A 26,374-nucleotide genomic window follows, 5' to 3' on the forward strand; every position below is an offset into this window, starting at 1 on the left:
ATCCATAGCTTTTTAATTAAACTTTGATTCGTAAGTGATTTAATCCCTAATTTGACAGATTCTGCTAATTAATACAGTATTTTCTTACACAAAACACGTTGCATTGACACACTACAGTTTAATAAATTAAAAAATGTTCAAAAATCATAAGATGCAAGACAAAACTTTGAATTGTATTAAGAAAACAGAAGCATTAAGCCCATTTCAACATTATAAAATGTGTGCTTCTGTCAAATTTGGGTTTAATTACTAAAAAATTACTCTTGTTGTTCTCTTTTATCAGGCAGTTTTTCAGGAATCTCTTCAGCAAGTGCTTTTTGGAACCTCTTCATCGTATTCTGGTAATCTTCTTCAGTTTTAATCAAAATGTTTCCATATACAGGAATGAAGGTATATCCCCTTTCATCGTTTCCTTTAGTGCAAAAGAAATAGGTTTCCCCTGGCTGTAGGAGTTCATCTCCCTCTGTAAGAAGCAGAAATGTTTCATGGTTGATGGTTTGGAAGCCACCTCTTTGATTTACGATAACTTTTCCTGAAACATCACCTTTTATTGTTTCTAAGACCTCAACGCTGAAATGTGTACGGACATACGGCTCGGCGGAGTTACCAACTTGCTCAATGACTTTACCAATGAATACATCAGTTGCAGCACCAATTAGTTCTCGGTCATCAGAAACATTGTATGCATAGAGAGCAGTACCATAGGAGATTTGTATATCATCACCTGTTTCATTTGGTTGAGCGATATAAACAATGGTGCTTAGGATGGCTGCAAGTATGAAGACTGCGAATAGCTTATTAAATTTATTTTCCATTATTTTCATTCCTGTAGAATTAATATAGATAATTATAAGAGACTATATAGTCTACTCCGAGTGTGGTTCTACTTGTTGGATAGTCACACATTTATTGTTTGGATTACTGTGGTTAAGTCCCAGTGCATGTTCTAATAGTCCTAATTAGTGTGAAGCAGCCATTTGTAACTAGATGTGTAGCTGTCGAAATAGTATTACATTGAATCTGATTAAATCTGTGAATGTTGCTAAAGGTTGGTAGCATCCAACAGTTGTATCATCTTCGTCGTAATAGTCACCATATTGGAGATCTTCATATGTCCAAATGGTATCTGGTAAAATATCGACTTCACAGAGATCATTCCATAAGTCGAATGAGTACTCTTGAGCAGTAGTGTATTGTGTACTTCCTCCGTAGCGGATTTCTCCATCATCGACAGCACTACAGCCTGAGACGTAGACATCGGCTGAGGCCACGCTAATCGAACTCATGATCAACATTGTGATCAATATCAAAAAACGTTGGTTCTGTGTTCCTTCATTTTATTTCACTTCTTATTTTAAGGCAGGATTACGCAAACCTTAACATCGCCAAAGCCAACCATAACCTTGCCTCAGGATGTTCCGAGATTCAAGCAGACTCTATAAAGTCAGTTTGAACATAACCCACATTATTACAATGTGTCATTATAGCATTATTTGCCAACATATTTAAGAAACAGAGTCATAAATTAAACAACGTTACTACATAATATTACCCATTTTTAAAAAAATAACACCATATTTAACAAGCTGTTTTATAGAAAAAACATAGATTTAGGTCTTCCACGCCAAATATCTGTAGAAAAGCAGAAGCCAATTATAGCCAAAAACACATAAAGCCTTATTATTCTCATCTTTATGATGATATACTGATCCTTATAAGGACAAACAAACGGTCATTCAACAACTTAAAATAATCTTCAACAAAACTTTTATTGTTATATGTTTTCACTATCTTTTTAGTGTGCCACTTCTGCTTATCCGTAAACAAAATGTTCTTTCCAAACATTTTTTCACACTTTTTTTATTATTTTCATCAGTCCAAAACCTCAACTGAGGTTTTTCTCACCTTCCATAGCTTCAACTATTTCATATTTTGTGACGTTCCTGAATTTTATTCAGAATGATTTCTGCAATCTAATTTTCTACGCTGCTTCTGTTTCTCTCTTTTCATTTACTTCTTTCTAATCTTCCCTGCAAATTCTCCAATTGATTGATTATTTTTGATTTGTTTGTTTCATAAGTGCTTTTTTGAAGTTTGTAAGTCCTTCTTTGTAGGTTACTACGGTTGTAAATTCTATTTCGTAGAGATTCAACAGGAAATTATTATCAACAATGCTAAACAATTCAGAAGATAGAGCTAGCAGATAGAGCCAATTAACCAGTTGACCAGCATAAGCAGCATCAGCCCAAATAAGCTGCAATCGAGAGAATTTTCCTTTAATTTGTTCCAGAACAAGTTTAGCTCCATCTCGATCCTGAATATTCGCTGCATGAACTACAACCATTACAACCATTAATAGTAGCCCTGTTGTATCCACCAGAATGTGGCGCTTTCGTCCTTTGACTTTCTTGCCAGCATCATAGCCGCGTACTCCAGGTGTTTCTGTGGTTTTGACCGATTGACTATCCAAAATCGCTGCACTCGATTCTGGTTCTCTGCCATTTGCAATTTTCAGTTCAGTTCTTAGCGCAGCATTTATGCGCTCCCAAATTCCGTAAAGACGCCAAAGACGGAAATAGTGGTAGACAGTTTGCCATGAGGGAAATTTGTGTGGTAACATTCACCAGGCACAACCGGAACGTAGCAAATAGAATATGCCATTCAATATTTTTCGATAGAGATGAACACGTTTTTTGCCTCGAATCCGGGATAAGGAACAAAAACACCACCAACCTCCATAAAGATCTTGTTTATGGATCAGAGAAAGAGATAAAAATATGGTGAAAAATAAATAAATAGATACATATAAATAACTTAATTGGCGATTCTATTTGGGGTGAATATTATGGCGGAGACTTTGAGATTATCACCAGCTATTTGTGCATATCCAGACGACACATACGAAAATCTGAAGATAGAAGTGGTTCTTCCAGGAGTAGAAAAAGAGAATATTTCTTTCAAGGTTGTGGAAGACGGTTTTTATATAAGAGCCACCAAAGAAGGGGTTGAGTATGTGGACAGCTATGCAGTATGCTGCCCTATAAGCCCTGAAAAAGCTACTGCAACCTATTCCAACGGAGTCCTGAAAGTTACCGTACCTTATCAACAGCCTTTCGAAAAAGCAATGGACGTAAAAATTGAGTAAACGGATGTTTAAGAGATTTAACTTGCATAACCCTTGAGCAACTTTAACTTGCGTAACTTTTCTTATAGGAGGAGCATTTAATGGAGAATCCAGTTCCCAGGATAATAAAAACTCCAATTGTTGCCATGTATCATGATGATAAACATGAAAACCTCACTATAGAAATCGAACTTCCAGACGTCATGAACGAACATATAACTCTTGCGGTGCATGAAAACAGTTTTTACATTAAAGCCTACAGCGAAACTGTTGAATACCTGGGATCTTTTTTTCTGGACGGGCCCGTAGACCCGGAAAAAGCCGTTGCAGTAAACAGTAATGGGATGCTCACTATTAAAGTTCCATATAAAGAAGGATTTGCTTGCGCCAGATACATTCCTATAGACTGAAAGCTTGAAGATAAAAAAAGCACTGAAAGAGAAAAAAATCCTGAAAAGACTTAATTTTATATCTAATCAATTTTTATTATAATTAACTTGAATAGAATAAGCTATTTTGATCAATTTCTATTGCAAGAGGAGATACTATGAAAATTGTTAAGTGCAGCGATCTGGGGTTCAAATGTAACTTCATGGCTGCTGGTAATGAGCTTGAAGAAGTCGAAAAAGATATATTTGATCATATAGAAAAAGAACATAAAGAAGAACTTGACAAGATGTCCGAAGACGATATCGACCATCTGAAGCATCGCGTATCAACCCTTCTGGGAAGGAGCTGCGGTTGCGGTGCCCTCCATACTGATGACCTTTAAATCAATATTTACCCGGGTTTTCCCGGTACAGACTTTTTTCAGAATTTTTTTGTGAACACGATTTTTTTTGTGAACACGATTTTTTTTGTGAACACGATTTTTTTTGTGAACACGATTTTTTTTGTGAATACGATTTTTTTTGTGAATACGATTTTTTGTGAATAAGGTTCAGCAAAGAATAGAGCTCAGGCCGAAAGCCCTTATTCAATACTAAGAAGTTCGATCCTTATCCGAAATATTACTCATGAGAACATATACTCATGTATTAAGAACCCAGATCTGGTAATTAAGCAGCACCGCAAAACTGACCCAGAGAAGATAGGGAATAAGGAGATAGGAAGCTGTCTTTGAAACCTTCCAGAATTGTATAACCGTCAGCAGGATTGCAAGCCAGAGCAGGAGAATTTCAAGAAAGGCGAGATAAGGAGACTGCAGTCCGAAGAAAAGGAAAGACCAGAATATATTGAGGCCCAGCTGTAACCCGAAAAGAAAAAACCCCACCCTGACTTCTTTTTCCTGCAACCCCTTTTTCCACATAAGGAAAAGGGAAATTCCCATAAGAATATAAAGCGCTGTCCAGACAGGGAAAAAGACCCGGGAAGGAGGATTTAACGCCGGTTTTTCAAGCAAAGGGTACCAGCTTTCCAGAGAAGAAGATGTGAATATAGAGCCGACAACCCCCGCTAACAGACAGATTATAATAGAGGCTAGAAACCTGAAGACATTTTCTTTCTGAGACATATACCCCCAGGAACATTATACTTCAACGCTAATTAATATTAAGGTTAGAAAAATTAATATTGAGGTCAGAAAAAGCTTCAATTTTCTTTTCCTGTTTACTAGAGTTTTTTGAAAAAATTTCCCAGAAAGAGGAGACAAAATAAAACCCTACTTGGAAATTCACTTCTCCTGGAATGAGATTTATATACAGGATAATAGAAATATACATAGCGAAGTCGGGGATGAACCACATAAATATTTTTAGAGCTTGTTTAGTCCTGTCTAGAGCTTTGAGTGTACCCTATTTCATAGGAAAATACAGAAAGATATATATAAGAACAAATAGGTAAATGGTTACCTAATGCCTAGTGAGGATGAAATCAAATGGTGCAGATGAAAAAGTGTACAACTAAAGAAGATGTATTAGAGGCTGTAAAAGAACGAGACGTAAAGTTTATCCGGACTCAGTTCACGGATACACTCGGCATCATCAAAAGCTGGGCAATTCCTGCAGAACAACTGGAAGAAGCTTTTGAAAACGGTGTAATGTTTGATGGTTCTTCGATTCAGGGTTTTACAAGGATCGAAGAGTCCGATATGAAACTCGTGCTTGACCCTTCAACGTTCAGGATCCTACCCTGGAGACCTGCAACAGGCGCAGTCGCCAGAATTCTCGGAGACGTATACCTTCCCGATGGGAAACCCTTCCAGGGAGACCCAAGGTATGTCCTGAAGACCGCAATCAGCGAAGCTGAGAAGATGGGTTTCTCAATGAACGTAGGACCAGAACTTGAATTTTTCCTTTTCAAACTTGATGCAAATGGAAACCCGACAACGGAACTTACCGACCAGGGCGGATACTTCGACTTCGCTCCCCTTGACCGTGCACAGGATGTACGCAGAGACATTGACTATGCCCTGGAGCATATGGGATTCCAGATCGAAGCTTCTCATCATGAAGTCGCACCTTCGCAGCATGAAATCGACTTCAGATTCAGCGATGTACTTAACACGGCCGATAACGTCGTGACCTTCAAATACGTGGTAAAGTCAATCGCCTACCACAAGGGATACTATGCAACCTTTATGCCAAAGCCCCTCTTCGGAGAAAATGGTTCAGGTATGCACAGCAACCAGTCCCTCTTCAAAAATGGGAAAAATGCCTTCTACGACCCGGACACTCCTATGCAGCTTTCCCAGGATGCAATGTATTACATCGGAGGGCTGATGTCCCACATCAAAGAGTTTACAGCTATTACAAACCCGGTGATAAACTCCTACAAGAGGCTTGTCCCAGGATATGAAGCTCCTATCTACATTACCTGGTCCTCAAAGAACAGAAGTTCCCTTATCCGTATCCCTGCAACCCGCGGAGAAGGAACCAGAGTGGAACTCAGATGTCCGGACCCCTCATGTAACCCCTATCTGGCTTTTGCTCTTATGCTGAGAGCCGGGCTTGACGGAATTAAGAGCAAGATCGACCCAGGAGAGGCGACAAACGTTAACATTTTCCACCTAACGGAAAAAGAACGTGCAGAAAGAAGCATTCACTCCCTCCCAGGAGACCTCAAAGAAGCAATCGATGAGATGAAAGGCAGCCAGTTCGTAAAGGAAGTACTCGGAGAACACGTCTTTAGCCATTACCTCTGTGCAAAAGAAATGGAATGGGACGAATATAAGGCAATCGTTCATCCCTGGGAACTTGAAAAATACCTCCCTATGCTGTAAGGATAATCGCCTTTGATTTAGGGTTAGCCGGATAAAATTCCGTAATGAAAACTAAAAAAGAGTTTAATAAGAATCGGATTGCACACCTTATCCGGCAGGTGTGTCCCACCTCTCCAAAAACCATCTTCTGTTTAAAAAACGGAATGGCTCTTTTCAGAAAAGGGGAGGTTTCTTTTATTGGGATAAAGCGTTTTCTATTTTTTTCTGAAAAACTGGACCGAAAACGGATTTCGGTATAAAAATGCTTTCCTCAGAAAAGCCTGCAATATCAGTTCACGCTTTTCAAGTTTGTCTCATTATTTTTTTGGCAGACTGCAGTATCAAAAATTAATCTAATGTAAAAGAGGCTGGCAACTCTGAGCAGGACAACGTCATAACTGTCTATCTGTCCGGAAATACGGGCAATATTACAAGGAAAAAAAGAAAAAATTAAGCGGTTAAAACGTCATGCTTTGCAGTATTACTGTAAGCAATTCTGCTTCTGAAAAAAGAAACATATATATATTGTCAAATAGGTACTAAATTACTTACTTCCCTTAGTGGCGACCCTCTCAGTTTCTTTGAAATAACTAAAAGCAAAGGCAGGAAAGCTATCACGAATTCATATCACATATATAATAAAAATTAAATTAATTTAAGTAAAGAGATCCCCCTCACTTACGAGAACTTATAGAATTATCCCCTGAAATCCAGTTTATCCAGCTGGCAAATTTTTTGACTATTTCTCAAAAATGAGCCGCAGAAATTAGTAAACATTACTGGCAAAAGTACTACATCGCGTTCATTTCTATTCATTTCTAGAGTGATCAAAATGTGTGGAATAATAGGCTTTATAGATCGAACAAAGTCCAGAATGGACGGGTCGAGCATAAAAGCCGCCCTAAGTCTCATGAATGAAAGAGGCAGTGGAGACGGGGCAGGCTATGCTGCATACGGAATTTATCCTGAATATGCAGATTATTATGCTCTTCATGTTTTCTTTGACAACCTGGGAGAACCAAAAACGAAGGTTGACGAGATCCTCGATCTCTGGGGAGAAATCGTTCACCAGGAAGAGATCCCTACAACCCCCCAGCCAGGTTTGAAAAAGGTCCATATACCCTGGAGATACTTCTTCAAGCCCTCAAAAGACCTGATGGAAGGAAGAATGGATTCCGAAAAAGACGTTGTCACGTACATCGTCATGGAAGTAAACGCCAATGTAAAAGGTGCCACAATTTTCTCCTCGGGGAAAAATATGGGAGTTTTCAAGGCTTCCGGCTGGCCGGAAGATGTAGGAAACTTTTACAGAATCGAAGACTACAAAGGGTACATCTGGCTTGCCCATAACCGTTACCCAACAAACTCTCCGGGCTGGTGGGGAGGAGCTCATCCTTTCAACCTGCTTAGCTGGTCAGTGGTACACAACGGCGAAATTACCTCATACGGTACAAACCAGCGCTATGTGGAAGGATATGGGTACAAATGCACCCTCTTTACCGACACTGAGGTTGTAGCCTATCTCTTCGACCTGCTCGGGAGGCAGCACGAGCTTTCTCATAAGATGGTTGTCCGGGCTCTTGCCCCGCCGTTCTGGGACGATATCGACCGCATGCCGGCAAAAGAAGCCGAATTAAACAAGGCAATCCGTCTGACCTACGGGTCCGCCCTTATGAACGGGCCTTTTGCTATTGTAGTAGGGACAGATAACGGGATTGTAGGCTTTACTGACAGAATTAAACTGCGCCCCCTTGTAGTTGGGGAAAATGAAAACAAGCTTTATATTTCCAGTGAAGAAGCAGCAATAAGGGTCATTGACCCCGAAGTAAAGAACGTCTACACTCCCAGAGCAGGAGAACCAATCATCGGGAGGTTTATAGAATGACGCTCGGAAGTGTACCCCCAAAGTATAAAGTCAGCATTGACCGCGACCAGTGCATGGACTGCGGACGCTGCATTGAAAATTGTTCCTACGGAGTATACAGAAGAGAAGGCGACAGGATCCTGATCGAGTCCAGGAAATGTACAGCCTGCCTTCGCTGTGTTGCAATGTGCCCGAGGGACGCAATCACCCTTACGGAAAAACCCGTAGACTACCGTTCCCACCCCATCTGGACCCGGGAAGCCAGGGAAGATATCATTAACCAGGCCCGCAGCGGAAAGATCATCCTTTCAGGGATGGGAAATGTCAGGGACCTTCCAATTATTTATGACCGTCTTCTCCTTGATGCCTGCCAGGTCACAAACCCGAGCATCGACCCCCTGAGAGAACCCATGGAACTCAGGACTTATATCGGGAAGAAGCCGGCCAAACTCAAATTCAGAAGAACCGAAAGTGGAGACGTCGAGCTTGAAACAAAGCTGGCCCCCAACCTGAAACTTGACACCCCTATCATGATCGGGCACATGAGTTTCGGAGCCATCAGCCTTAACTCCCAGCTCAGCATGGCAAAAGCCGTAGCCGAAACAGGGACGTACATGGGGACCGGAGAAGGAGGGCTGCATAAAGAGCTCTATCCCTACCAGGACCACATGATCGTACAGGTCGCTTCAGGCCGTTTCGGGGTTAACATTGACTACCTGGAAAGAGGTGCTGCCATTGAGATCAAGATCGGACAGGGAGCAAAGCCGGGCATAGGAGGACACCTCCCCGGAGAAAAGGTAAACGAAGAGGTCTCCAGAACCCGTATGATCCCTCTGGGCAGTGACGCCATCAGTCCTGCTCCTCACCATGACATTTACAGCATCGAAGACCTTGTCCAGCTTGTCAGAAGCCTGAAAGAGGCAACCGAATGGAAGAAACCGGTCTTTGTGAAGATTGCAGCCGTGCACAATGTGGCACCCATCGCCGCAGGCATTGCCCGTTCCTCTGCAGACGCAGTGGTCATTGACGGGTTCCGCGGAGGGACCGGGGCAGCCCCGAAGGTCTTCAGAGACCATGTGGGAATTCCTATCGAAGCTGCAATTGCCAGCGTCGACCAGAAACTCAGGGACCAGGGTGTCAGAAATGAGATTTCCATCATCGCAAGCGGAGGGATAAGGAATAGTGCCGACCTTGCCAAGTCCATTGCACTCGGAGCAGATGCAGTCTACATTGGAACTGCTGCCCTTGTCGCTCTGGGATGCAGAGTCTGTGGAAACTGTTACAGAAACCTCTGCCCCTGGGGCATTGCTACCCAGCGCCCGGATCTTGTGAGCAGGCTTGACCCCGAAGCCGGAGCAGCACAGGTTTCAAACCTGATACACGGCTGGACCCTGGAACTCAGCGAACTTATGGGCGCAGCAGGCATCAACAGTATAGAAAGCCTGCGCGGAAACAGGGACCGCCTGCGCGGATACATGCTAGATGAAGGAATGCTTAAAATCCTGGACGTACTGCCAGCGGGGGCCTGAATATGAAGACTGTAAGAATTGATGCTAAAGGCATGCACTACACCCCCCTAAACCAGAAAATCAGGGCCGCAGTTGCGGATGGGACGGAAGAGATTATAATCGACAACGTGCTCGGACAGCGCTTTATCGGAGACGGAGTTAGAGGCGATGTCCGCATCATAATCAACGGGGTTCCCGGAGGAGACCTGGGAATGTTCATGAGCGGACCTACCTGCATAGTCAACGGGAATGCCGAACATGCTCCAGGAAACACAATGAACAGCGGCATGCTTGTGATCCACGGAAGTGCAGGAGATGCGGTCGCCCACAGTATGAGGGGAGGCAAGGTCTTTATAAGGAACAACATCGGATACCGCGGCGGCATCCACATGAAACAGTATGAAGTGGAAGCCAGACCCATACTTGTCGTAGGGGGCACAGCCCACTCCTTCCTTGGGGAATACATGGCCGGAGGCCTTGTGCTGGTGCTTGGGATAGGCAAGGAAAAAGCCATGACTGACCGGGGTATCGGAAGCGGGATCCACGGTGGAGAGATTATTATCCGCGGGGAAGTGGATGACTATCTGCTCGGGGTCGGAGCCAAGAAATTCGAGTTTACGGAAGCTGACCTGGAACGCATAGCCCCGATTATAAAGAGCTTCTGCGAGCAGTTCGGGTATGACTCCACAGAGTTCCTGGACACAAATTACACAAAGATCGGACCTGCAAGCAGCCGGCCTTTTGCAAGCAAATACGTCTGGGAGTGATCAGAAATGGCAGAAAAGAAACCAATCAGTAAGAGTTACCTTGACCTGAAATCAAAAGTCTGGGACACCGGCCTCTGCTCAGGCTGCGGGGCCTGCGTTGCAGTCTGCCCTGCTGACGCCCTGTATTTCGAAACAGGCGGCGATTCCACACATCCTAAGAGCAATAACTACTGCAAAGCAGCTGTTGACGACGTGCCCTGCGGAGCATGCTACGAGGTCTGCCCGAGACTGGACGAACAGTCTTCAAGCCTGCTGGGAGACTACCTGGAAATCACTACCGGAAAAGCAGAATTCGACGTCCCTAGAAAGCAGAGTGGAGGAGCAGTAACTGCAATCCTTGCAAACGCCCTCGACACCGGCCTTGTGGATGCCGTGGTCACCGTCACCGAAGACCCCTGGACCCTCAAGCCGCGCTCCATGGTAATCACCTCAAGTGAAGTCCTCGTAGGACAGGCCGGAAGCCGCTACAACTGGTGGGTCCCCCTTGTCTCTTCCCTCAAAGAAGCCGTCGTAAAGCGAAAGTACAGGAACGTAGCAGTGGTAGGAGTCCCCTGTGTGGTCCAGGCAGTCCGCAAGATGCTTGAATCCGACCACCAGCTGATTAGCCCCTACAAGAAATCCATCCGCTTCGTAATAGGGCTTTTCTGTACCGAAAGCTTCGACTACGAAAAACTCATTGCCGGCAAGCTGAAAAGCGAGTACGCCCTCGAGCCCATGAAAGTCTGCCGCATTGACGTCAAAGGCAAGCTCGAAATCACCCTTAACGACGGGACCCAATACGTGATCCCTCTTGCCGAACTCGAAGACACCGTCCGCCCCGGCTGTGCAGTCTGCACGGACTTTACCGCCCTCACAGCCGACATCTCCGCCGGCGCAGTGGGGAGTCCTAATGGATACACCACCCTTGTGGTCCGTACCCTGGTAGGACAGCACCTCCTGGAAAACGCAGTTGCCAACGGAAAGCTGAGCATAGGAGGCGGCGAGCTTAACCTGGGAATCATCGAGAAACTCGCCACAAAGAAGCTGGCAAGAAAACAAGAATAAAAATTACCTCAAAATCGAATTTAGATGGAGCCAACAAACTCCATCTTTTTTACGTTCTTTTTTTGCAAACCTGGATTATATTTGAAACCATTCCCCTGGGAATTTACTATTTGAGGTAATTTCCGTAACCGTTTCAACTACTATCCCTTCTTCTTCGTCAACAAGGAAATCTACTATCCTGTTTTCTGACCGTATCCTCAAAGCCGGAGCACACCCGGATCCGGCGTAACCTTCAGGAGTTGGATGACAGGAATAAACCACGCCTACAATCGTTGCTCCTTCCCGGGTCATTTGTTTAGCACGGCTGTCATTAAGTGCAATTTGAGCCACATGAGATGCATTTGTTTTGAGCCATTCCGATTCAGATTCATTGTACGGGGGAAGAACGGGTATGGCAGAGAAATTAATACTCAAATTACCTACATCTTCACTTACAGATGCATCTGTGCTGTCATTTGATGTTTTTGAAGAATTTCCGGTTGATTCTTGACCAATACATCCAACGCAACTGCCAATAATCAAAAAACAGATCAACGAAATAATTTTTAATTTGACTTTCAATACAAAACCCCTGGAAGTTAGTTTATTCTTATAACAAATATACCTCTATAACTTTTATTTCCCACGCACTTTTCTGCCAAAAATCAGATATGTGAGCAGGACTGAAACACCTGCCAGCTCAGAACCCGGAAAAGGAACTTCCTCTCTCGGCCCGGTTATTGTGTTGTTTTCAGAATCATTAAAAATAAGATCTTCTTTGCCGTTTAAATTTGCAATGTTATTCTTTAGAATGTTGTTCCTGCTGGAATTATTGATGTTTATCCCATACCCCGTGTTATTCGAAGCATAATTGCTGTCCAGTATATTGCCAGAAGAATCTATCAAAAATATCCCACTGATATTATTGGAATTTGCGACATTGTTTAACAGACTGTTATTGTTACTGCTTTGGAGATTTATACCGCTCCAATCGTTTGAGCTGGCGGAGTTATTTATAAGATAGTCATAACCGGTTTCTATCAAAGAAATACCAATACGGTTATTTGACGCGGTATTATTAACAAGCGTGTTATTGTAAGAAAAAAACAGCTCAATTCCAAATCCTGCATAAGTCCAATTTGCAGTATTATTACTCAGTTCATTGTTACTGCTGAATTCATAAAGAAGTATGCCATAATGATTATTCAGGTTTAAAATATTATTATTCAACCTGTTGTTGCTGGAGTTCCATAGCAAAACTCCTATCCGGCTCATGGACACACTATTATTGGCAAGAGTATTATTAGAAGAATCAAGAAGATAAACACCAAAACTGTTTGATGAAATATTATTGCCGCTTATAAGAGCCTTACTGACATTTTCTAAATAGATCCCGGTTTTATCTTCCCCGTATTCGTCTGTTTTGGCACCTGTTATCTGGAGTCCATTGATGGTTACACTGTTTGCAGTCACATGGAAAACGTCGCCTTTCGAGCTGGCAGCCCGGATAATCGTTTCATCGGAATTTCCGGAATAAGACTTGATTGCCAGTTCTTTATTCACATTCACGTTTTCCTCATACGTGCCGGGATAGACGAGAATCGTATCTCCTGAAGTCGCGTTATCGATAGCTTCCTGTATAGAGGTATAATCTGCTCCTTCGCTGTCATCTACCGAAATTGTGTCTGCAGCCCCTGTACCGGCAAAGATTAACAAAAAGATGAAGGTTATCAGATAACAGAATTTTATTTTCATATACAACCTCTTGAAATTAAAAACCGGGACTTTCTTACCTTTGACATGTGGAGTTCAAATCTACTCTAGAAAGTTCGTTTGAACTCTACCAAATATCTTTTTAAATGTTCATTTTTCCATGAACTTACTTTTATAATTAATTTGTGGCCAAGTCATCCAACTGACAGGATATATAAATTAAAATCCGAGTTTTTTTGAGATTTATAGAGGAATTAGATTGATAGTTAGATGATTTGGCCATAAAACATTAAAAGAACTAGTAAAAATGAGTTTATGGAGTTTGGAAGTATTTCCGTATACCTTATTGGTAAGCATTAGGTTCTGAAATTAAACGTATATATGTGAGGAGTTAAAACTCCTCATTTTTTTCGGTGATTGATGTGAATAAAATTAGCAAAGTAGTAGTTGTTTTTATTGCTCTTCTAACCTTCTTAGCACTGATGATGCAATCTCAAGAAGTTAAAACACCTGGTTTACTTATTCAATTTGAAAATGAAACTAGTGAGGCGGAAGTTAAAGCCATTCTTGAAAATTACGACATACCCGTGAATTATACCATAGACTATAATTCTAATATTGGGCGAGGAATGTACTACATAGAAGTTGATGAAGATAAAATATATGAATTAAGGAAAGATGAAAACTGGACTTCTGTAGTTGAAATCAAAAAAGGAAATTATAACATAATTATGTTATCTGAAGAATTTGTTCCAGATGAAAATGTTCTCGCAATGCTGGAAAAAAATAACCTTCAGTTGAAAAAGGCTGTTGTGTGTTATATCCAGTTTGGAGATGGATCAGCGCCCTGGGTTGTTGGAGAGAATTGTATTCTGGAGAGGGATGCAATCAGGATAAAAAACGAACTCGAAACAAATGAGAAAGTTTTGATTGTAGGTCTGGATGATATTGTAGGGTAAAAACCCTGTACTGAATTAGAACTATAGAAATAATGAGACAGTGCAACGATAGTTCTATAAGTGCCGGTTTAATCCCCTTTTTCTTTGCTATTCAAAGTGGAGTTTTCATTTTTGAAGGTACATATGTAATCCACCATTACACGGTTGATGTTTTTCATGATTAATTTCTAGTGCCACAAATGCTTAAGTTTTCGTGCATCGAAGTAGGAATTATACATTATAAAATGTTGGGATTAGTTTGTCTTTCTTTAGTTAATTAAACATGGAGCAGTTGTATGATGAAAAAATCTGAAACTTTATTGATAACGTTACTGCTATTTTTTTGGATCTTAATATTTCCTGCATCTGCTGATGATTCAGTGCAACTTTCGCCGGAAAGTAATAATCCTGAAGGGATTGTTAATTAAATATAGATAACTCTTTATTTCTGTGTTTCATCAATAGAAGAACAGAGTACTTTAGCATTTCAAGACTCTTCGTATAACACTTTGTCTTTCGTCTCAACCTTGCCAGAAAGTGCCTTAGTATGCCGTTATATCCTTCAACTGTATACGTTTCTGCTTTGGATTGAGTATGAATGGTTTCAGGAATAAACTCTGCATATGCCCTCCAGTGATCAGTCATCACTTCTCCAATCTCTTTCTTCTTTAATTTTTCCCAGAGTAGTTGTCCAGTTTTCGTTCCTCTGCTACCAAAAGAGCAGTTGATGAATTTTTTCCCAACTCTATCAACAGCAATCCAGATCCAGCAATATTTTTTTTGTTACCGATGTAAGTGTGCATCTCATCCAGTTCAACAATAGATATCTCATTTTCGCTTTTTAGCTCCTCTATCTCCTGACCAAATTTCTTTATCCATTTTTGGACAGAAACATGACTTACCCCTAAAAATCGTCCTATTGAACGAAATCCTAATCCCTCAAGATAAAGTTGCAAAGCCTGTCTCTTAACTAAAGGAGAACTAGCAGTTGATTTTAGCTCGACTGAATAGTTATATCCACAATCGTGGCATTTGTAGCGTTGACGTCCACAAACTATACCGTTTTTTGTGTGATTGGAACTTTTGCATCTTGGGCAGTTCATGCAGAAATATAGATTTTCATAATATATAACTATAATTAACTACCAATGCCATCCTGAAAATTCAGAAATAAGTAATGTAGATTTTGACTATTATACTTACTTTTTTGGTCTGTACTCACAAGGAAATAATGTAATTACAAGATACGGAAAACTTCCTGTACTGGAAACTGAGGATCAAAAAGAAAACTGGAACTCTACTCTTGAAGAAATTAGTAATGAGATAAAAGACACTGTTGTCTCCAAATACATGTATCCTCATGGAGAGGTAATGACATGTGGGGCTAATGCTAAGGGATGCTTTGTAATTTTGTTTAAGTATGGCAATGTTGACGAGCAGTTAATGGATGAGATCTACTCTCTAATAGATAATTCTGCAGAAGAAATGGGTATGCAGGATATTCCAGTAGAATTCGGATACGGAACTTATAGGGAAGTAATTTACCTGGAAGGCATTAATCGCTGGTACTGGTTTGGGGAAAGTACAGAGAATCTTTCTGAATCTGAGATATATACACTTGAAGAAGTTATGAAGCAAAAAACGGTCATGCTAGTGCATAAAACCATTGCAGCTTATGGGAATATTCCTCTGTTAAAAGATAAGAATGAGACAATTACGTGGGTGAATGAGCTGTCTGAGATTGCTAATGCTACCGAGGAAAAAATCACTCCATATATGGAACAAGGTCAGGTAATTAGATACGCAGCAGGAATTAGATTGGAAGTAGAGATTAACGAAACTTTGTCTCCTGAAGAAAAAACTTTTCTTGCTGAAGAAATCTACCAGATCATTGATCAGGCGGCAAGAAAACAAAATGTGACAAATGTTCCAGTTATTTTTATGTCGATACCTGAAGAAGATATAAAAGGATCTGATAATTCAAAAAATAATAATTCCGAATCTGGCATCGGTAGTAGCTCAGGTAGAAATGAATCGAGCAAAAATAACTCTATTCCAGGCTTCGGATTATTGGGGAGTCTGGCCTGCCTGTGTGGTGGATGGAGGCTCAAGAAAAGATAATGCAGTTTGAAAACTCCAGGACACTGGAGATTGGTAACCTGTTGCCTTTCGAGTCTCAACTAAATTTTAGGTGCTTAAAAAACACCAGGACAGGCTGTCTCATAACCATTTTAAATTGTACAATTGGGTAATACCCATTTCAATTTTTATTTCATTTCAACAATGAGAGATAATTTTCATGGGTCAACATAGAGTATTTGTTATTCTCGCTCGAATTCCCCCTTTATTCCATCCTTTACTTCCTCCTCCAACTATCATTTTCAGCATACTTTTCAGGTTTTTCCCTTCTCTTTTTATAAAGTCTGCTATTTTCTTTATATTATGTACAGTACACATCATAACAAATTCAATTCCTGTCTTCCTTTTTCCTCTCAATAAGAATTCTCTGAACCCTCTATCCTGTTTCATCTGACCAAACACAGGTTCTACGGTAGACATTCTTTTCTGATACTTTTCTGTCCCCTTCTCTGTGTTCAGTTTATCCCTCATATCATCCATCAAATGTTCCCTAGGATCTCTTGTTATTGTCCTTTTTCCACTCTTAGTACATGCATTTTTCAGCACACACTGAGAACAATAGCTACATACATAACACCTTAAATCAGGTTCACCTTTCCTCTTTTGAATTCTTGTAAAGGGAATTTCAAATGCAGCCGGACAATAATAGCAGTCTTTTTCTTCATCGTATGTAAAAAGAGACTTCCTGAACTTCCTGGTTTTTCCTTCTTTTTCAGCTTTATAGAAATTGTCAGGAATATAAGCATCAATGCCTTCTTCCTGTAAAAATTCCAGATTCTCATATGAGAAATAACCTGCATCTGCAAGTACTATTGTTGGTTTATATCCCAGTGTGTTTTTTACATTCTGTATCATTGGTTCTATTTGATGAAGGTCGTTTTCTTCGTTGACAACGTCTGCTGCAACGATTATTTGCTCTTTTTCATCAACAGCAACCTGACAATTGTAGGAAGGTTTCTTGCTTCCATCTTTATGCTTCATAATTCGAGCATCGTTATCTGTGATGTTTATTTTTTTCAGCTTTTCTTCATCAAGCTTCTTCTTAGCAGCTTTTATTTTTTCCAGTCTTTTCTTCTTGTCAACAAGCTCTTCTGGAATCTGATATGGTGTTGAATCACCATAAATTTCATCTTCATGTTTATCTGTCTCAATACTCTCTTTAAGTATCTTATCTATTTCTTTTTCGAGAGCATCCGAACTCTTGCTCTGTCTTGATGAAGCATTTGCCTTAACCTTTGTTCCGTCAATTGAGATACTGGAACCAATCATATCCATTTCTTTACAAAATGTGACAACCTGGGAAAAGATTTCTTTTATAGGGCCAAGATGAGTTGAACGGAATCGACAAATCGTATGAAAATCAGGTTTTTGCATGGCTGCCAGATACATAAATGCAGTATCAGTTTGAGTCATTTGTTGCAGTTTACGTGAACTTCTAATGCCTATAAGGTAACCATAAAGTAATATTTTTAAAAGAGGTCTTGGATGATAGGCTGGGCAGCCTTCCTTAGAGTAAGTGGATTCAATAGCAGTGATATCAACGACATCTACGATGTCGTTTAGTACTCTGGCGATATGGTTTTCAGGAACAAAATCTTCCAGGTCTAACGGAAGTAAAAACTGCTGCTTTTGATCGTACTTTCGAAACATGGGAAACACTGGAATTTGTTTTGTAAAAAAGATAAAGATTACGGGTTTCTGACCCAAATGTATGATAGAGTATAGTTTTGAGACAACCTGCATTAAGGAGTTTTTCTATCCCATCTAATGTCATATTCGCAAGGAGGGGAGAGATTATAGATCCTTGTGGAGCACCTTTATCAGTATGGTGGAAAGTATCATCAAAAATGAAACCGGACTTAAGGAATTGGGACAGGATTGAACTATCAGTTGGGATATTGTTCTTGAGCCAGGAATGGGAAATGTTATCGAAACATCCTTTGATGTCTCCTTCCAGGATCCAGGGGTTTGATGTATCTCGCCAAAGGCATCGGAATGCATATGATGATGCATCCTGTGCACATTTGAAAAGACGAAAACCGAAGGATCGAGTGTCAGCAGTAGTTTCTGCTACGGGCTGAAGAGCTAGAGAGTACAGTGCTTGCATAGCTCGATCACTCATGGTAGGGATGGATAGATGACGTTTAGTGGATTTTCCTGGTTTGGGGATATAGATACGGCGTAGTGGATGTGCTCGATAGTGTCGGTCTGAAAGACTAAGTGCTGCCTGCATCTTGTCAGATGCAGTAGTCCAAAGTTGACCGTCAACACCAGCAGTTCGTTTGCCATGGTTCTGTGTAACGATTCTTACTGCGAGCAGTTTAGCTGAGTAGGAATGAGTTAACAAGTATGTGAGTCTTTTAACCAGATTCCAGTTTTTATTGTGTGTTGCCTTTGCAATCCGGGTCTGTAGCCGGTTAACTCGGTATTTTATTACTTTCCAGTCAATAGAATTCCATTGATTGGCAAGGTTCCGGTCAGTGCGCTTCTCGCTATGAAGCGTCTTTGAATGCTGCACTTTCACTGGTATACCTCCCTTCTTTGCCGTGAAACACCTGTTTCAAGTCAGCGCCCTTTCAGGCTAAGGCATAAACCTTTATCCTGTCAATTGCAGGCAGGCGTTCGCTTTTTGAAACATCCTCTCCCGTCTACATTATTTGTGGGTCTCGCGACCTCCATACCTCTTTTTGGAGGGATGTATACGGGTTACCAAGTTCAGTATCGGAGATAATTTTTTTTTCGGCGCTTTAGGAGCCATCTTTAGACCGGGAACCATTCCGTCCGTTTGACATCCTGTGAAATCACCAAGATGACCAGGTTCCATGCCATTTTGGCTCAAGTGTATCACCCTGTTTTCACTTGTTCATCATGACGATCCTTTCGATGATTCAGCGTTTGCTTCTCCATGGCGGCTTTTTCCCTAGCAGATTGTATAGATCAGGGTTCTATTCTTCTCCACATTGTCCTGTAGGCTTCACACCTTCCCGTTAACCAGGAATGCATGCTACAGTAGGGACACCCTAAACGGATAGGGGACGGATTAACCCGCAATCTCTGATACAGCTTCTTGTCGCACGATTTCGCTGATGCTAAAGCCTTGTGAATACAAATCTCGTATCAATAGCCATTCCTCCATTTTCAACATTATTTAGGATCCTCGAGCTTTTCTCAAGGATTGGAAATTGGGGAATTTTAATCCGGCTAAAATGAGGAATTATTCACTGGCCTTGACATAATCAGCTCTTCGACTATTTCAGGGGCAAGATTAAGCTCACTGGAACGTGCTTCTAGCTCATTTAAAGGAATTACTTCTATCCCATATTTTTCCATTTCTGCTTCAGTCATTTTGCTCGGAGCACGAATACTTCAATAGCATCTTAACAAGAGGACTGTCTTTCCGCTTTAACTACTCTCTTTTTCATGTATAGACAAATTAAGAATATTGTAATATAACCTCCTACCAGACTTGCTTTTGAACTAACTTCAATATTCAATAAGTACGCAAATATCATTAGAATAAGCCACAGGAAATAACCTATTAGATTACTTTTTATGATTACTATGTCTTCAATCCTCTTTTTTTCGTCAATTGCACCACTTGAGACTATATAATGCCCTGTAAACATGAAAAGAATAAGAAGACCCATCGAAACCCAAATATTTATCTGGGTCTGGGCAAAAAAGTTAATTTCAAAGCTCATTGTAATGGTTACAAACAGCCATAAATACCAAAATATTAACCCAATCAGGAGTCCTATAATCTCTTCAAGTTCTGCTTTAAATATTTTCATGTGGTGCACTCTCTAAATTTAATTTTTTGAAGCGATTATTATTCAAATGTAAACTAATTTTGAAGAGTGATAAAACAACAATTCTTAAAATATAGAAGGACGATATTTAGGCAACATTGTCCTTGAACTTCATAAAATTAATGATGCATTATGGGTTCGACAGACCGATAAAGTTCCATAAAGTATAGGAGGCAACTCTGTAGTAATCAGGAACATATTTGGATGTCAAAGGATTGGGCGGAAGTCCTAGACGCCATCCCCAGTTATGAGCACACCAGCCCCAAATGCATCCCTCTTCATCGAGAAGGATTGAACTTGTTGGCCCACCCAATAAAGCTCCCAGTCCTGCTCCAACAATAGCACCAATTCCTCCACCAACTATTAAACCAATTGTCGCTCCAGCTACTGCTGGAGCGCAATCAGCTATCGCGTCAGAATATGAGTCTTCAATATGATAATGTTTAAGTTTAGTGCCAGATATATACCAAGTATCAAAAATTTCACCGGTATATGAATCATAATCCGGATGAGGATACTTTATGCCAGACCCCTTAACAAAATGTACACCATCCCACGTATATTTTGTGGAAGTGATAGCATTAACAGTTTCAGTGCCTTGCTTAGCAGAAGAGCCACCAAGTATTTCTTTCATCGAACCTGGTACAATAGGATTGTATACTGAAGTTACTGTATTAACTAATTCTCCTTCTTGATACACATCAGTCTTGAATTTTCCATCAATTTCTGAAACTTTATAGATAATATTCGTCACTTCATTAGTTGTCAGATTTTCAATTTGCATTTCTGCTTCAGTGTGTTCCGGATTAGACTCGAAGGTTATTAGCGTGTCTCCAACCTGTACTATATTGGAAGTATCATTGATGTTAATAATCTTCAATTCCATTTCAGGTAACTTTGTGACCTCTATTTTTTCTTTATCAGCAGAAGATGAAGAAACCGATTCAGCCTGTGCACTCACAGCTGGAACAAAAGCAATACCCACAAGAAGTATTGCTGCAAATATTGCGCTTATCTTAAGCTTTTCCTTCATTATATGATCACTTCTGTTCTTTACTCCAGAGGCCGAATCAAGCAAGCCTTAAATAATTGCAAGGCTAACACTAACTCATGCCTCCGGGCACAATGGAGTTCAAATCTACTCTGGAAGGTGCGTTTGAACTCCACAAACTATTTTCTTAGACATATTACATAAAGTATAAAGTTTTTCACCATATCATCTAACAATAAACGCTGAATTTACGATTACTTTCATCAGTTGTAACACTTTATGTGAGAAATTACATGATGATTTTGACAGAATGATTGTAACTCCCAAATGTTGCCAGTACTTATTTTACAAAAAAAGAATGTGAAGTCTGTAACTTCACCTTTTATTTTATTCGTTCTGAAAACTTCCCGGATATCAGGAGAAGGATTCTGCAATATTAAGCAGCTCCCCCTTATCAAAAGAAGAAATAATAGTAATTTCGAATTCCCCATCTTGCCAGGTCAGAGCTTTCATATTTCCTCCAAATACCGAAGAAATAGTACCGGACTTGTCATTGACCGGAACAGGCTCTCCTTCACTTTCAAAATCCTGAGATTACAAATCAGGAGATCTCAGAAAAATTGAGTTTGAACAAAAGCACTATCCACTGGCATATTAAAAAGTTGAGGGAAGACAATATTGTATTTTCCAAAGCAGATGGGAAGTTTTCAAAATATTTTATAAACCCTGCTGTGGAACCAGATATGCTAAAATGGCTTAAAACATAAGGCATGAGACAGTTTTTCTCCTAATTTAAAACGAAAATAAGATAGCTGCAACGTGATACAGCAACTATCAAAGCAATTAATATACAGGAATCAATCCCGGATTGTCCCCTGTAATACACTCTCCGCCTTTTGCAGTTACTATGAAGGTATTCTCAATGCCTACCATTCCGATATTTTCAATCCCCCTTTTGGGTTCGAGGGCAAATACCATTCCTTCCTTCAGAGGCTCGTCAAACCCGGCGGCAATTACGGGAGTTTCATCGATCAACAGGCCGACGGCGTGCCCGAGAAATTTCACTTTACGGTTGCCAAAACCCATGAAGTTTTGCAGGAATTCCTTATCGAGCCCATTCATTATTGTAGTATAGATTTCAGAGGGAGCAATTCCGGGTTTTAACATCGCTGCAGCTTCGTTCTGTATATCCACACATTTATTGTGGAGATCCATAGCATACTGAGGGAGAGGAGAGCCAAACATGTATGTCGTTGTTTTATCCGTATGGTAGCCGTCAACCCCGCAGCCGACATCAACAAAGACAAGGTCACCTTTCCTTAATTTACGATCCCGGCTCCCGAGCACGGGTGCTGCAGGGCTCAATCCTAGCTTTCCGCCAGGCCCGTTAAAATAACACGGATAGATAGAGCTTTCCCCAAAACAGACATTTCCCAGAATCATCTCCGTATCGAACATGCCAAAACGGCATGCTCCGTGGTGCCCTTCTTCTACCAGAACAGAAAACAGTTCGGTTGACAGGTCAGCCTCGCTCATCCCTTCGCGCAGCATGCCGGGCACGAGGTCTTCAAGCACATGCCGATGGATCTGGCCTGCTTCTCGCAACAGGGATAGTTCATATTCACTTTTTACTGCCCTAATGGCACAGACCTGGGCATCGACGGATTTAACGTTCTTAAAGGGGAAATACTTTTGAAATCTCTGGTATAAAGCCAGAGGGACTACTTCGGTTTCCAGATACACCGCGTCAGGCAGCTTGCTTGCATCCCCTGCAGCATCACGGAAGCTTTTCATGGGTTCGATATTCGGGAATAATGATTCGTCCAGAGCCCTTTCATAACTGCGGCGGACCCAGAGTGTTGCTTCTCCGTTTTTCGGAATAATCAACATTCCGTCCTGCATCGTACCGGTAAAGTAATAGATGTTTATTTTGCTGAAGATTACGGCAGTCTCCCACTGGGGGTTTGAGACATCCATCTGTTTTCTAAAGCAGTTCATACGGTTTTTCAATTCGGTCAAAGGCACTTTTTTAATCATGGGAATCCCTGTACTAGCTTTATCTACTCACAATTATAGAAGTGTAACCCGTCAGAAGAATCAAATAAAAACTAAGGAACAAAAGTACAAAGATGTACAAAGTTGTTGCTATTTATTCATAGAAATAATACTAGAAGATAAAAAATATCCGTATAACGCATATCCTATTTTGTGGTCGTATCCGTGAGCTATTGACTAATTCCGAAAAAGCAGATGAATTTCCCCCATATAGGAGAAAGTATAGAGATACCCTCATACTTAGATATTCCTATCTCTAGATACTCTTATCCTTAGATACTCCTATCCTTAGATACTCTTATCCTTAGATACTCCTATCCTTAGATACTCCTATCCTTAGATACTCCTATCTATATGGTTTTCAACAACTCCCACCCATTAGCTATTTTTTTAAAATGGAAAAAATAATTAGCAAAAAAACAAATTAAAAGGAAAGAAAAAGTGAAACAAACGGGAATAAAATAAAAAATAAGGTTTTTGAAGAGGCATTAGCATGCCCAGGAAATACAAAGATCTTGTTGAAAAGGCATCGGAGATGGGTCTCAAAGCTTATTTTCTGAAGGCAGAAGACATTCCGGTTGAAGACAGGATTGCCCTTAAATGCGCTTATGGGTGCAGAAGCTATGGAAAAAGGTTGAGCTGCCCGCCTCATGTAATATCAATTGGGGAGTTCAGGAAGGTCATAAGAGAGTACAGCAGTGCACTTCTTCTCGTAGAAGAATACGATACGTCAGGATGCAAGGATGTCCTTGAAGCCTGGCGAAAGCTTCGGAAGAGTTCATTTCATAAGATGTTCGAGCTCGAACAGGAAGCTTTCAGGGAAGGCTTTATCTTTGCTCACCTCCTGAGGCCCGGCTCCTGCAACGAATGTGAGGTCTGCAACCTTGAAAAATGCGTAAAGCCGGAAGTGAGGCGCTTTGCCCCCGAAGCCGTAGGAATAAATGTCCGAAAGGCAATGGCAGAAGTTGGGCTTGTTCTTGAGTTCTGCAAGCCGGAAAAAACGGCATGTGTAGGGATTTTACTTATTGAGTGAAAATATAGTGAGTCCGAGTAGGTTCAAATAATTCATAAAGCCATTTCCTGCCGCATCCCATCAATGAAAAGCTCTTAGTGCCAAAGCTCTTAGTGCTGCTTAAGGAGGTAATTAGATAGAGAGTAGAGCTTTTCAAACGGCATGGAAAGTTTCAGCATAAAGATCTCATTTGATTCCGCAGCCGAAGCTCCGAATTTTTCCAAGGACAGTCTTTTTCCGAGGATAGACCCCCACCGGGGGAGAAGCTTTCAAGAAAAAAGACTATGCTTTCGTTAACCGAACCGTACCCGAAGGTAGTATCGTAACCAGGCTCGCCAAGATCCTCGGCTGAGGAACACAGTATCCCACGGATTTCATTGCCGGTTTTTTCGGGGTACATGCTCCAGATAAGAGCTCCGATCCCCGCTACGGAAGGGGCAGAAGCGCTTGTGCCCGTAAAGAAACTGCCAGTTCCTGTTGAACCGGAAACTTTCACTCTGCCAGGCCCGCTGAGGTCAGTCTTGTTCCTGAGTTCGGGTTCCGGATAATAGATGCTCACAGGCCCGCGAGAAGAGTAGGGAGCTATACTGCCACTTTCCTGATTTCCGGTGTCAACCGCTCCAACACAGATAACGCCCGAAACAGCGGGATGCCCGAAGACCGAATCCTCTGCAACAAGGTTGTCAGGATGGACCTTTACAGAGGAGTTAGGGTAAATATAAACCTCCAGTATCCTATCTTCTCCGCAATATTTCTTGACAGCTATACTCAGTGTTTTTTTGTCTTCTTCTTTGTTGACGTATTTGATAAATTCAAGGGGGGTGTCCATGCCACTCTGGGTTGTTTCACTTACGGCAATTTCGTTTCCGCTGCAGCAATCGTAGAGGTAGAGATCGTAATCGTTTTCGGAACCGTTCCAGGGGTCATTCCACTGAAGCACCACAGTCACCTTCTCGCCTGCCGGAACATCCATGTAAATATTTCTGAAACCGCTGACCCCGGAACTGAAGTCATGCCAGCCTGACCCATTGTCAAAAAACATGCCCTGATAGTGGCGGCCTGCGTCATTCCCTGCTGCGCTAACATAAAGAATCCCCTGACTTTCGATTACCTCTTTAACATGGGCAGCCACAACCCCGTCCTCAAAGAAGGGTTCATCAGGCCAGCCCACATCATCGCAGAGAATCTGGCAGCCTTCGGCAACGAGGGCATCAACAGCTTTGTTAAACTCAAGCTTGTTACTGCCTGCACCGTGGAAATACAGTTCCGCACCGGGAGAGGTTTCATGGACTATTTCGAGCATAACAGTCCCTTCGTTTCCTTTTCCTGGAGAAAGGATATGTATATCCTCAGGGAGAATTCCCGAATTAATCGCTTCAGATATGTCTTCTACTCCATCGGAAATTATCCCTATTTTAATTCCGGCTCCTGTCACACCTTCCGGCCTCCAGAATTCTTCTGAGGAAAAAGAAAAAGTTGTTTTTTCTTCCAGGTCCACCTTTCTTATAACAGGAGAAATGACTGGCTGGACTGAAGATACTCCATTAAGGGTGGAGAGTTCTTCAAACGATTCCGGATTAACGCAGACTACAGCAATGCCGGAGTCTTCATCCCATTCTTCAACCCTGCTACAGGAATTCAGCACTCCTGAATCCGTGTCCGGGGAAAGCCGGACATATGCGGTCAGATTATCTTTTGCCTCTTCTCTGTAGATCTCTGACGAACCCCCTTTCAGCGGTTTCGAAAGTGTTGAAGAGGAGCACACCAATCTTGGATCTGAGGAAATCGGTTCAGAAGAGAATAAAAAGGGAGATGTTAGCCCGGAAGTTACCTTTTCAGATTTGAAAGTTCCAGTCCCCCCACATACTAGAAAACTGAAATGAGAAAATATGCCTGTAAACACTAATATTAACATTAACAGGTTTAATACTTTCATGATGTAACTCCCAGGGTACAATATCTCCCGATATTGCTTGTATAGTAAGTCAGGGATGTAAACAGAATACAGGTATATTCAAAGTAATTCTTGCAGCGAGCCCTCAACAGAATTAATTTATTTTAACATATACCAAGATACATTATAAATATTTCTATTAATTTTTACAAGAAAATCGAAAACAAAATAAAAGATAAACATAATCAATAAAGTGACTTTAGGGAAAAAATGCAGTTAAAATGCAGTTAAAACCCAGTATTACAGTATAAATTAATTTATCAATAACATTAAGAATT

General features: G+C 41.2%; 24 protein-coding genes and 2 pseudogenes. 12 read left to right on the top strand and 14 right to left on the bottom strand.

The window, feature by feature from the left end; all coding sequences use genetic code 11:
• Positions 1-257: 257 nt before the first annotated feature.
• The 3 genes and pseudogenes from MA_RS21975 to MA_RS21985 all read right to left on the bottom strand — a co-directional run.
• On the bottom strand, positions 258-824 hold the full coding sequence (locus tag MA_RS21975) for a hypothetical protein (protein ID WP_011024095.1): 567 nt from the start codon (positions 822-824) through the stop codon (positions 258-260).
• A gap of 789 nt (positions 825-1,613) precedes the next feature.
• A pseudogene (locus MA_RS27680) lies at positions 1,614-2,143 on the bottom strand (IS1634 family transposase); the annotation flags it as partial.
• Between the two features lie 63 nt (positions 2,144-2,206).
• Positions 2,207-2,701: pseudogene (locus tag MA_RS21985) on the bottom strand (IS5 family transposase); the annotation flags it as partial.
• A 144-nt stretch (positions 2,702-2,845) separates the two neighbouring features.
• Between MA_RS21985 and MA_RS21990 the strand changes: the two are divergent.
• The 3 genes from MA_RS21990 (at position 2,846) to MA_RS22000 (ending at position 3,896) form a co-directional block, all read left to right on the top strand.
• Entirely contained in the window at positions 2,846-3,145 is a 300-nt protein-coding gene (locus MA_RS21990; protein ID WP_048065930.1) for an Hsp20/alpha crystallin family protein, read from the top strand.
• A gap of 80 nt (positions 3,146-3,225) precedes the next feature.
• Positions 3,226-3,534, top strand: coding sequence for an Hsp20/alpha crystallin family protein (locus MA_RS21995; protein ID WP_048065931.1), 309 nt, complete (start codon positions 3,226-3,228; stop codon positions 3,532-3,534).
• A 137-nt stretch (positions 3,535-3,671) separates the two neighbouring features.
• Positions 3,672-3,896: a DUF1059 domain-containing protein gene (locus MA_RS22000; RefSeq protein ID WP_011024097.1), complete on the top strand. Its 225-nt coding sequence runs from the start codon at positions 3,672-3,674 to the stop codon at positions 3,894-3,896.
• A 258-nt stretch (positions 3,897-4,154) separates the two neighbouring features.
• Here MA_RS22000 and MA_RS22005 read toward each other — a convergent pair whose 3' ends face one another.
• Positions 4,155-4,637 carry a TspO/MBR family protein gene (locus tag MA_RS22005; RefSeq protein WP_011024098.1) on the bottom strand — a complete coding sequence of 161 codons (483 nt, stop codon included), beginning with the start codon at positions 4,635-4,637 and terminating at the stop codon, positions 4,155-4,157.
• Between the two features lie 363 nt (positions 4,638-5,000).
• Here MA_RS22005 and glnA point away from each other — a divergent pair, with 363 nt between their 5' ends.
• From glnA to MA_RS22040, 5 genes are all read left to right on the top strand, one after another.
• A complete protein-coding gene (gene glnA / locus MA_RS22015; RefSeq protein WP_011024100.1) occupies positions 5,001-6,344 on the top strand; it encodes a type I glutamate--ammonia ligase in 1,344 nt (447 codons plus the stop codon).
• Between the two features lie 811 nt (positions 6,345-7,155).
• The gene (locus MA_RS22025) at positions 7,156-8,208 is read left to right on the top strand and encodes a class II glutamine amidotransferase (protein ID WP_048065933.1); all 1,053 of its coding nucleotides are present in this window, start codon (positions 7,156-7,158) and stop codon (positions 8,206-8,208) included.
• Entirely contained in the window at positions 8,205-9,716 is a 1,512-nt protein-coding gene (locus MA_RS22030) for a glutamate synthase-related protein (RefSeq protein ID WP_011024102.1), read from the top strand. The genes MA_RS22025 and MA_RS22030 overlap by 4 nt, the downstream gene beginning before the upstream one ends.
• A 2-nt stretch (positions 9,717-9,718) precedes the next feature.
• Entirely contained in the window at positions 9,719-10,462 is a 744-nt protein-coding gene (locus MA_RS22035; protein ID WP_011024103.1) for a hypothetical protein, read from the top strand.
• Positions 10,463-10,468: 6 nt separating this feature from the next.
• Positions 10,469-11,506 (top strand): Coenzyme F420 hydrogenase/dehydrogenase, beta subunit C-terminal domain, encoded by a 1,038-nt coding sequence (locus MA_RS22040; RefSeq protein ID WP_011024104.1) that lies wholly within the window; start codon positions 10,469-10,471, stop codon positions 11,504-11,506.
• 75 nt (positions 11,507-11,581) lie between these two features.
• Here MA_RS22040 and MA_RS22045 read toward each other — a convergent pair whose 3' ends face one another.
• Positions 11,582-12,067, bottom strand: coding sequence for a hypothetical protein (locus tag MA_RS22045; RefSeq protein ID WP_011024105.1), 486 nt, complete (start codon positions 12,065-12,067; stop codon positions 11,582-11,584).
• Between the two features lie 54 nt (positions 12,068-12,121).
• Positions 12,122-13,240, bottom strand: a complete 1,119-nt coding sequence (locus MA_RS22050; protein ID WP_052279214.1) for a right-handed parallel beta-helix repeat-containing protein — start codon at positions 13,238-13,240, stop codon at positions 12,122-12,124.
• Between the two features lie 380 nt (positions 13,241-13,620).
• Between MA_RS22050 and MA_RS22055 the strand changes: the two genes are divergently transcribed.
• On the top strand, positions 13,621-14,157 hold the full coding sequence (locus MA_RS22055) for a UPF0228 family protein (protein WP_011024107.1): 537 nt from the start codon (positions 13,621-13,623) through the stop codon (positions 14,155-14,157).
• Between the two features lie 399 nt (positions 14,158-14,556).
• Here MA_RS22055 and MA_RS26090 read toward each other — a convergent pair.
• Positions 14,557-15,239, bottom strand: a protein-coding gene (locus tag MA_RS26090; RefSeq protein WP_085984861.1) for an IS1-like element ISMac16 family transposase whose coding sequence is annotated in 2 segments (ribosomal slippage) — positions 14,557-14,916 and positions 14,919-15,239 — 681 coding nt in all. Because the reading frame shifts where the segments join, the coding sequence is not laid out codon by codon here.
• Positions 15,240-15,486: 247 nt separating this feature from the next.
• Here MA_RS26090 and MA_RS22070 point away from each other — a divergent pair.
• The gene (locus MA_RS22070; RefSeq protein WP_226990684.1) at positions 15,487-16,257 is read left to right on the top strand and encodes a hypothetical protein; all 771 of its coding nucleotides are present in this window, start codon (positions 15,487-15,489) and stop codon (positions 16,255-16,257) included.
• 183 nt (positions 16,258-16,440) lie between these two features.
• Here MA_RS22070 and MA_RS22075 read toward each other — a convergent pair whose 3' ends face one another.
• From MA_RS22075 to MA_RS22095, 5 genes are all read right to left on the bottom strand, one after another.
• Positions 16,441-17,925, bottom strand: a complete 1,485-nt coding sequence (locus MA_RS22075; RefSeq protein WP_048065935.1) for an IS1182-like element ISMac1 family transposase — start codon at positions 17,923-17,925, stop codon at positions 16,441-16,443.
• Complete coding sequence (locus tag MA_RS22080; RefSeq protein WP_011024110.1) at positions 17,858-18,799, bottom strand: reverse transcriptase N-terminal domain-containing protein; 942 nt, start codon at positions 18,797-18,799, stop codon at positions 17,858-17,860. Before MA_RS22080 ends, MA_RS22075 begins: the two co-directional genes overlap by 68 nt.
• Positions 18,800-19,476: 677 nt before the next feature.
• Entirely contained in the window at positions 19,477-19,620 is a 144-nt protein-coding gene (locus MA_RS27685) for a hypothetical protein (RefSeq protein ID WP_156157498.1), read from the bottom strand.
• A 32-nt stretch (positions 19,621-19,652) separates the two neighbouring features.
• On the bottom strand, positions 19,653-20,066 hold the full coding sequence (locus tag MA_RS22090; protein WP_048065937.1) for a hypothetical protein: 414 nt from the start codon (positions 20,064-20,066) through the stop codon (positions 19,653-19,655).
• A 148-nt stretch (positions 20,067-20,214) separates the two neighbouring features.
• On the bottom strand, positions 20,215-21,117 hold the full coding sequence (locus MA_RS22095) for a hypothetical protein (RefSeq protein WP_048065938.1): 903 nt from the start codon (positions 21,115-21,117) through the stop codon (positions 20,215-20,217).
• A gap of 566 nt (positions 21,118-21,683) precedes the next feature.
• Between MA_RS22095 and MA_RS26095 the strand changes: the two genes are divergently transcribed.
• Positions 21,684-21,842 (top strand): winged helix-turn-helix transcriptional regulator, encoded by a 159-nt coding sequence (locus tag MA_RS26095; RefSeq protein WP_394295996.1) that lies wholly within the window; start codon positions 21,684-21,686, stop codon positions 21,840-21,842.
• Between the two features lie 76 nt (positions 21,843-21,918).
• Here MA_RS26095 and MA_RS22100 read toward each other — a convergent pair whose 3' ends face one another.
• A complete protein-coding gene (locus MA_RS22100; RefSeq protein WP_048065939.1) occupies positions 21,919-23,112 on the bottom strand; it encodes a M24 family metallopeptidase in 1,194 nt (397 codons plus the stop codon).
• 511 nt (positions 23,113-23,623) lie between these two features.
• On the opposite strand from MA_RS22100, the gene MA_RS22105 reads away from it, so the two are divergent.
• The gene (locus MA_RS22105; RefSeq protein WP_011024115.1) at positions 23,624-24,163 is read left to right on the top strand and encodes a DUF2284 domain-containing protein; all 540 of its coding nucleotides are present in this window, start codon (positions 23,624-23,626) and stop codon (positions 24,161-24,163) included.
• A gap of 151 nt (positions 24,164-24,314) precedes the next feature.
• Here MA_RS22105 and MA_RS22110 read toward each other — a convergent pair whose 3' ends face one another.
• Positions 24,315-25,907, bottom strand: coding sequence for a S8 family peptidase (locus MA_RS22110; protein ID WP_226990908.1), 1,593 nt, complete (start codon positions 25,905-25,907; stop codon positions 24,315-24,317).
• Positions 25,908-26,374 lie beyond the last annotated feature (467 nt).

The sequence above is a fragment of the Methanosarcina acetivorans C2A genome, assembly GCF_000007345.1.
GTDB classification, from domain to species: Archaea; Halobacteriota; Methanosarcinia; order Methanosarcinales; family Methanosarcinaceae; genus Methanosarcina; species Methanosarcina acetivorans.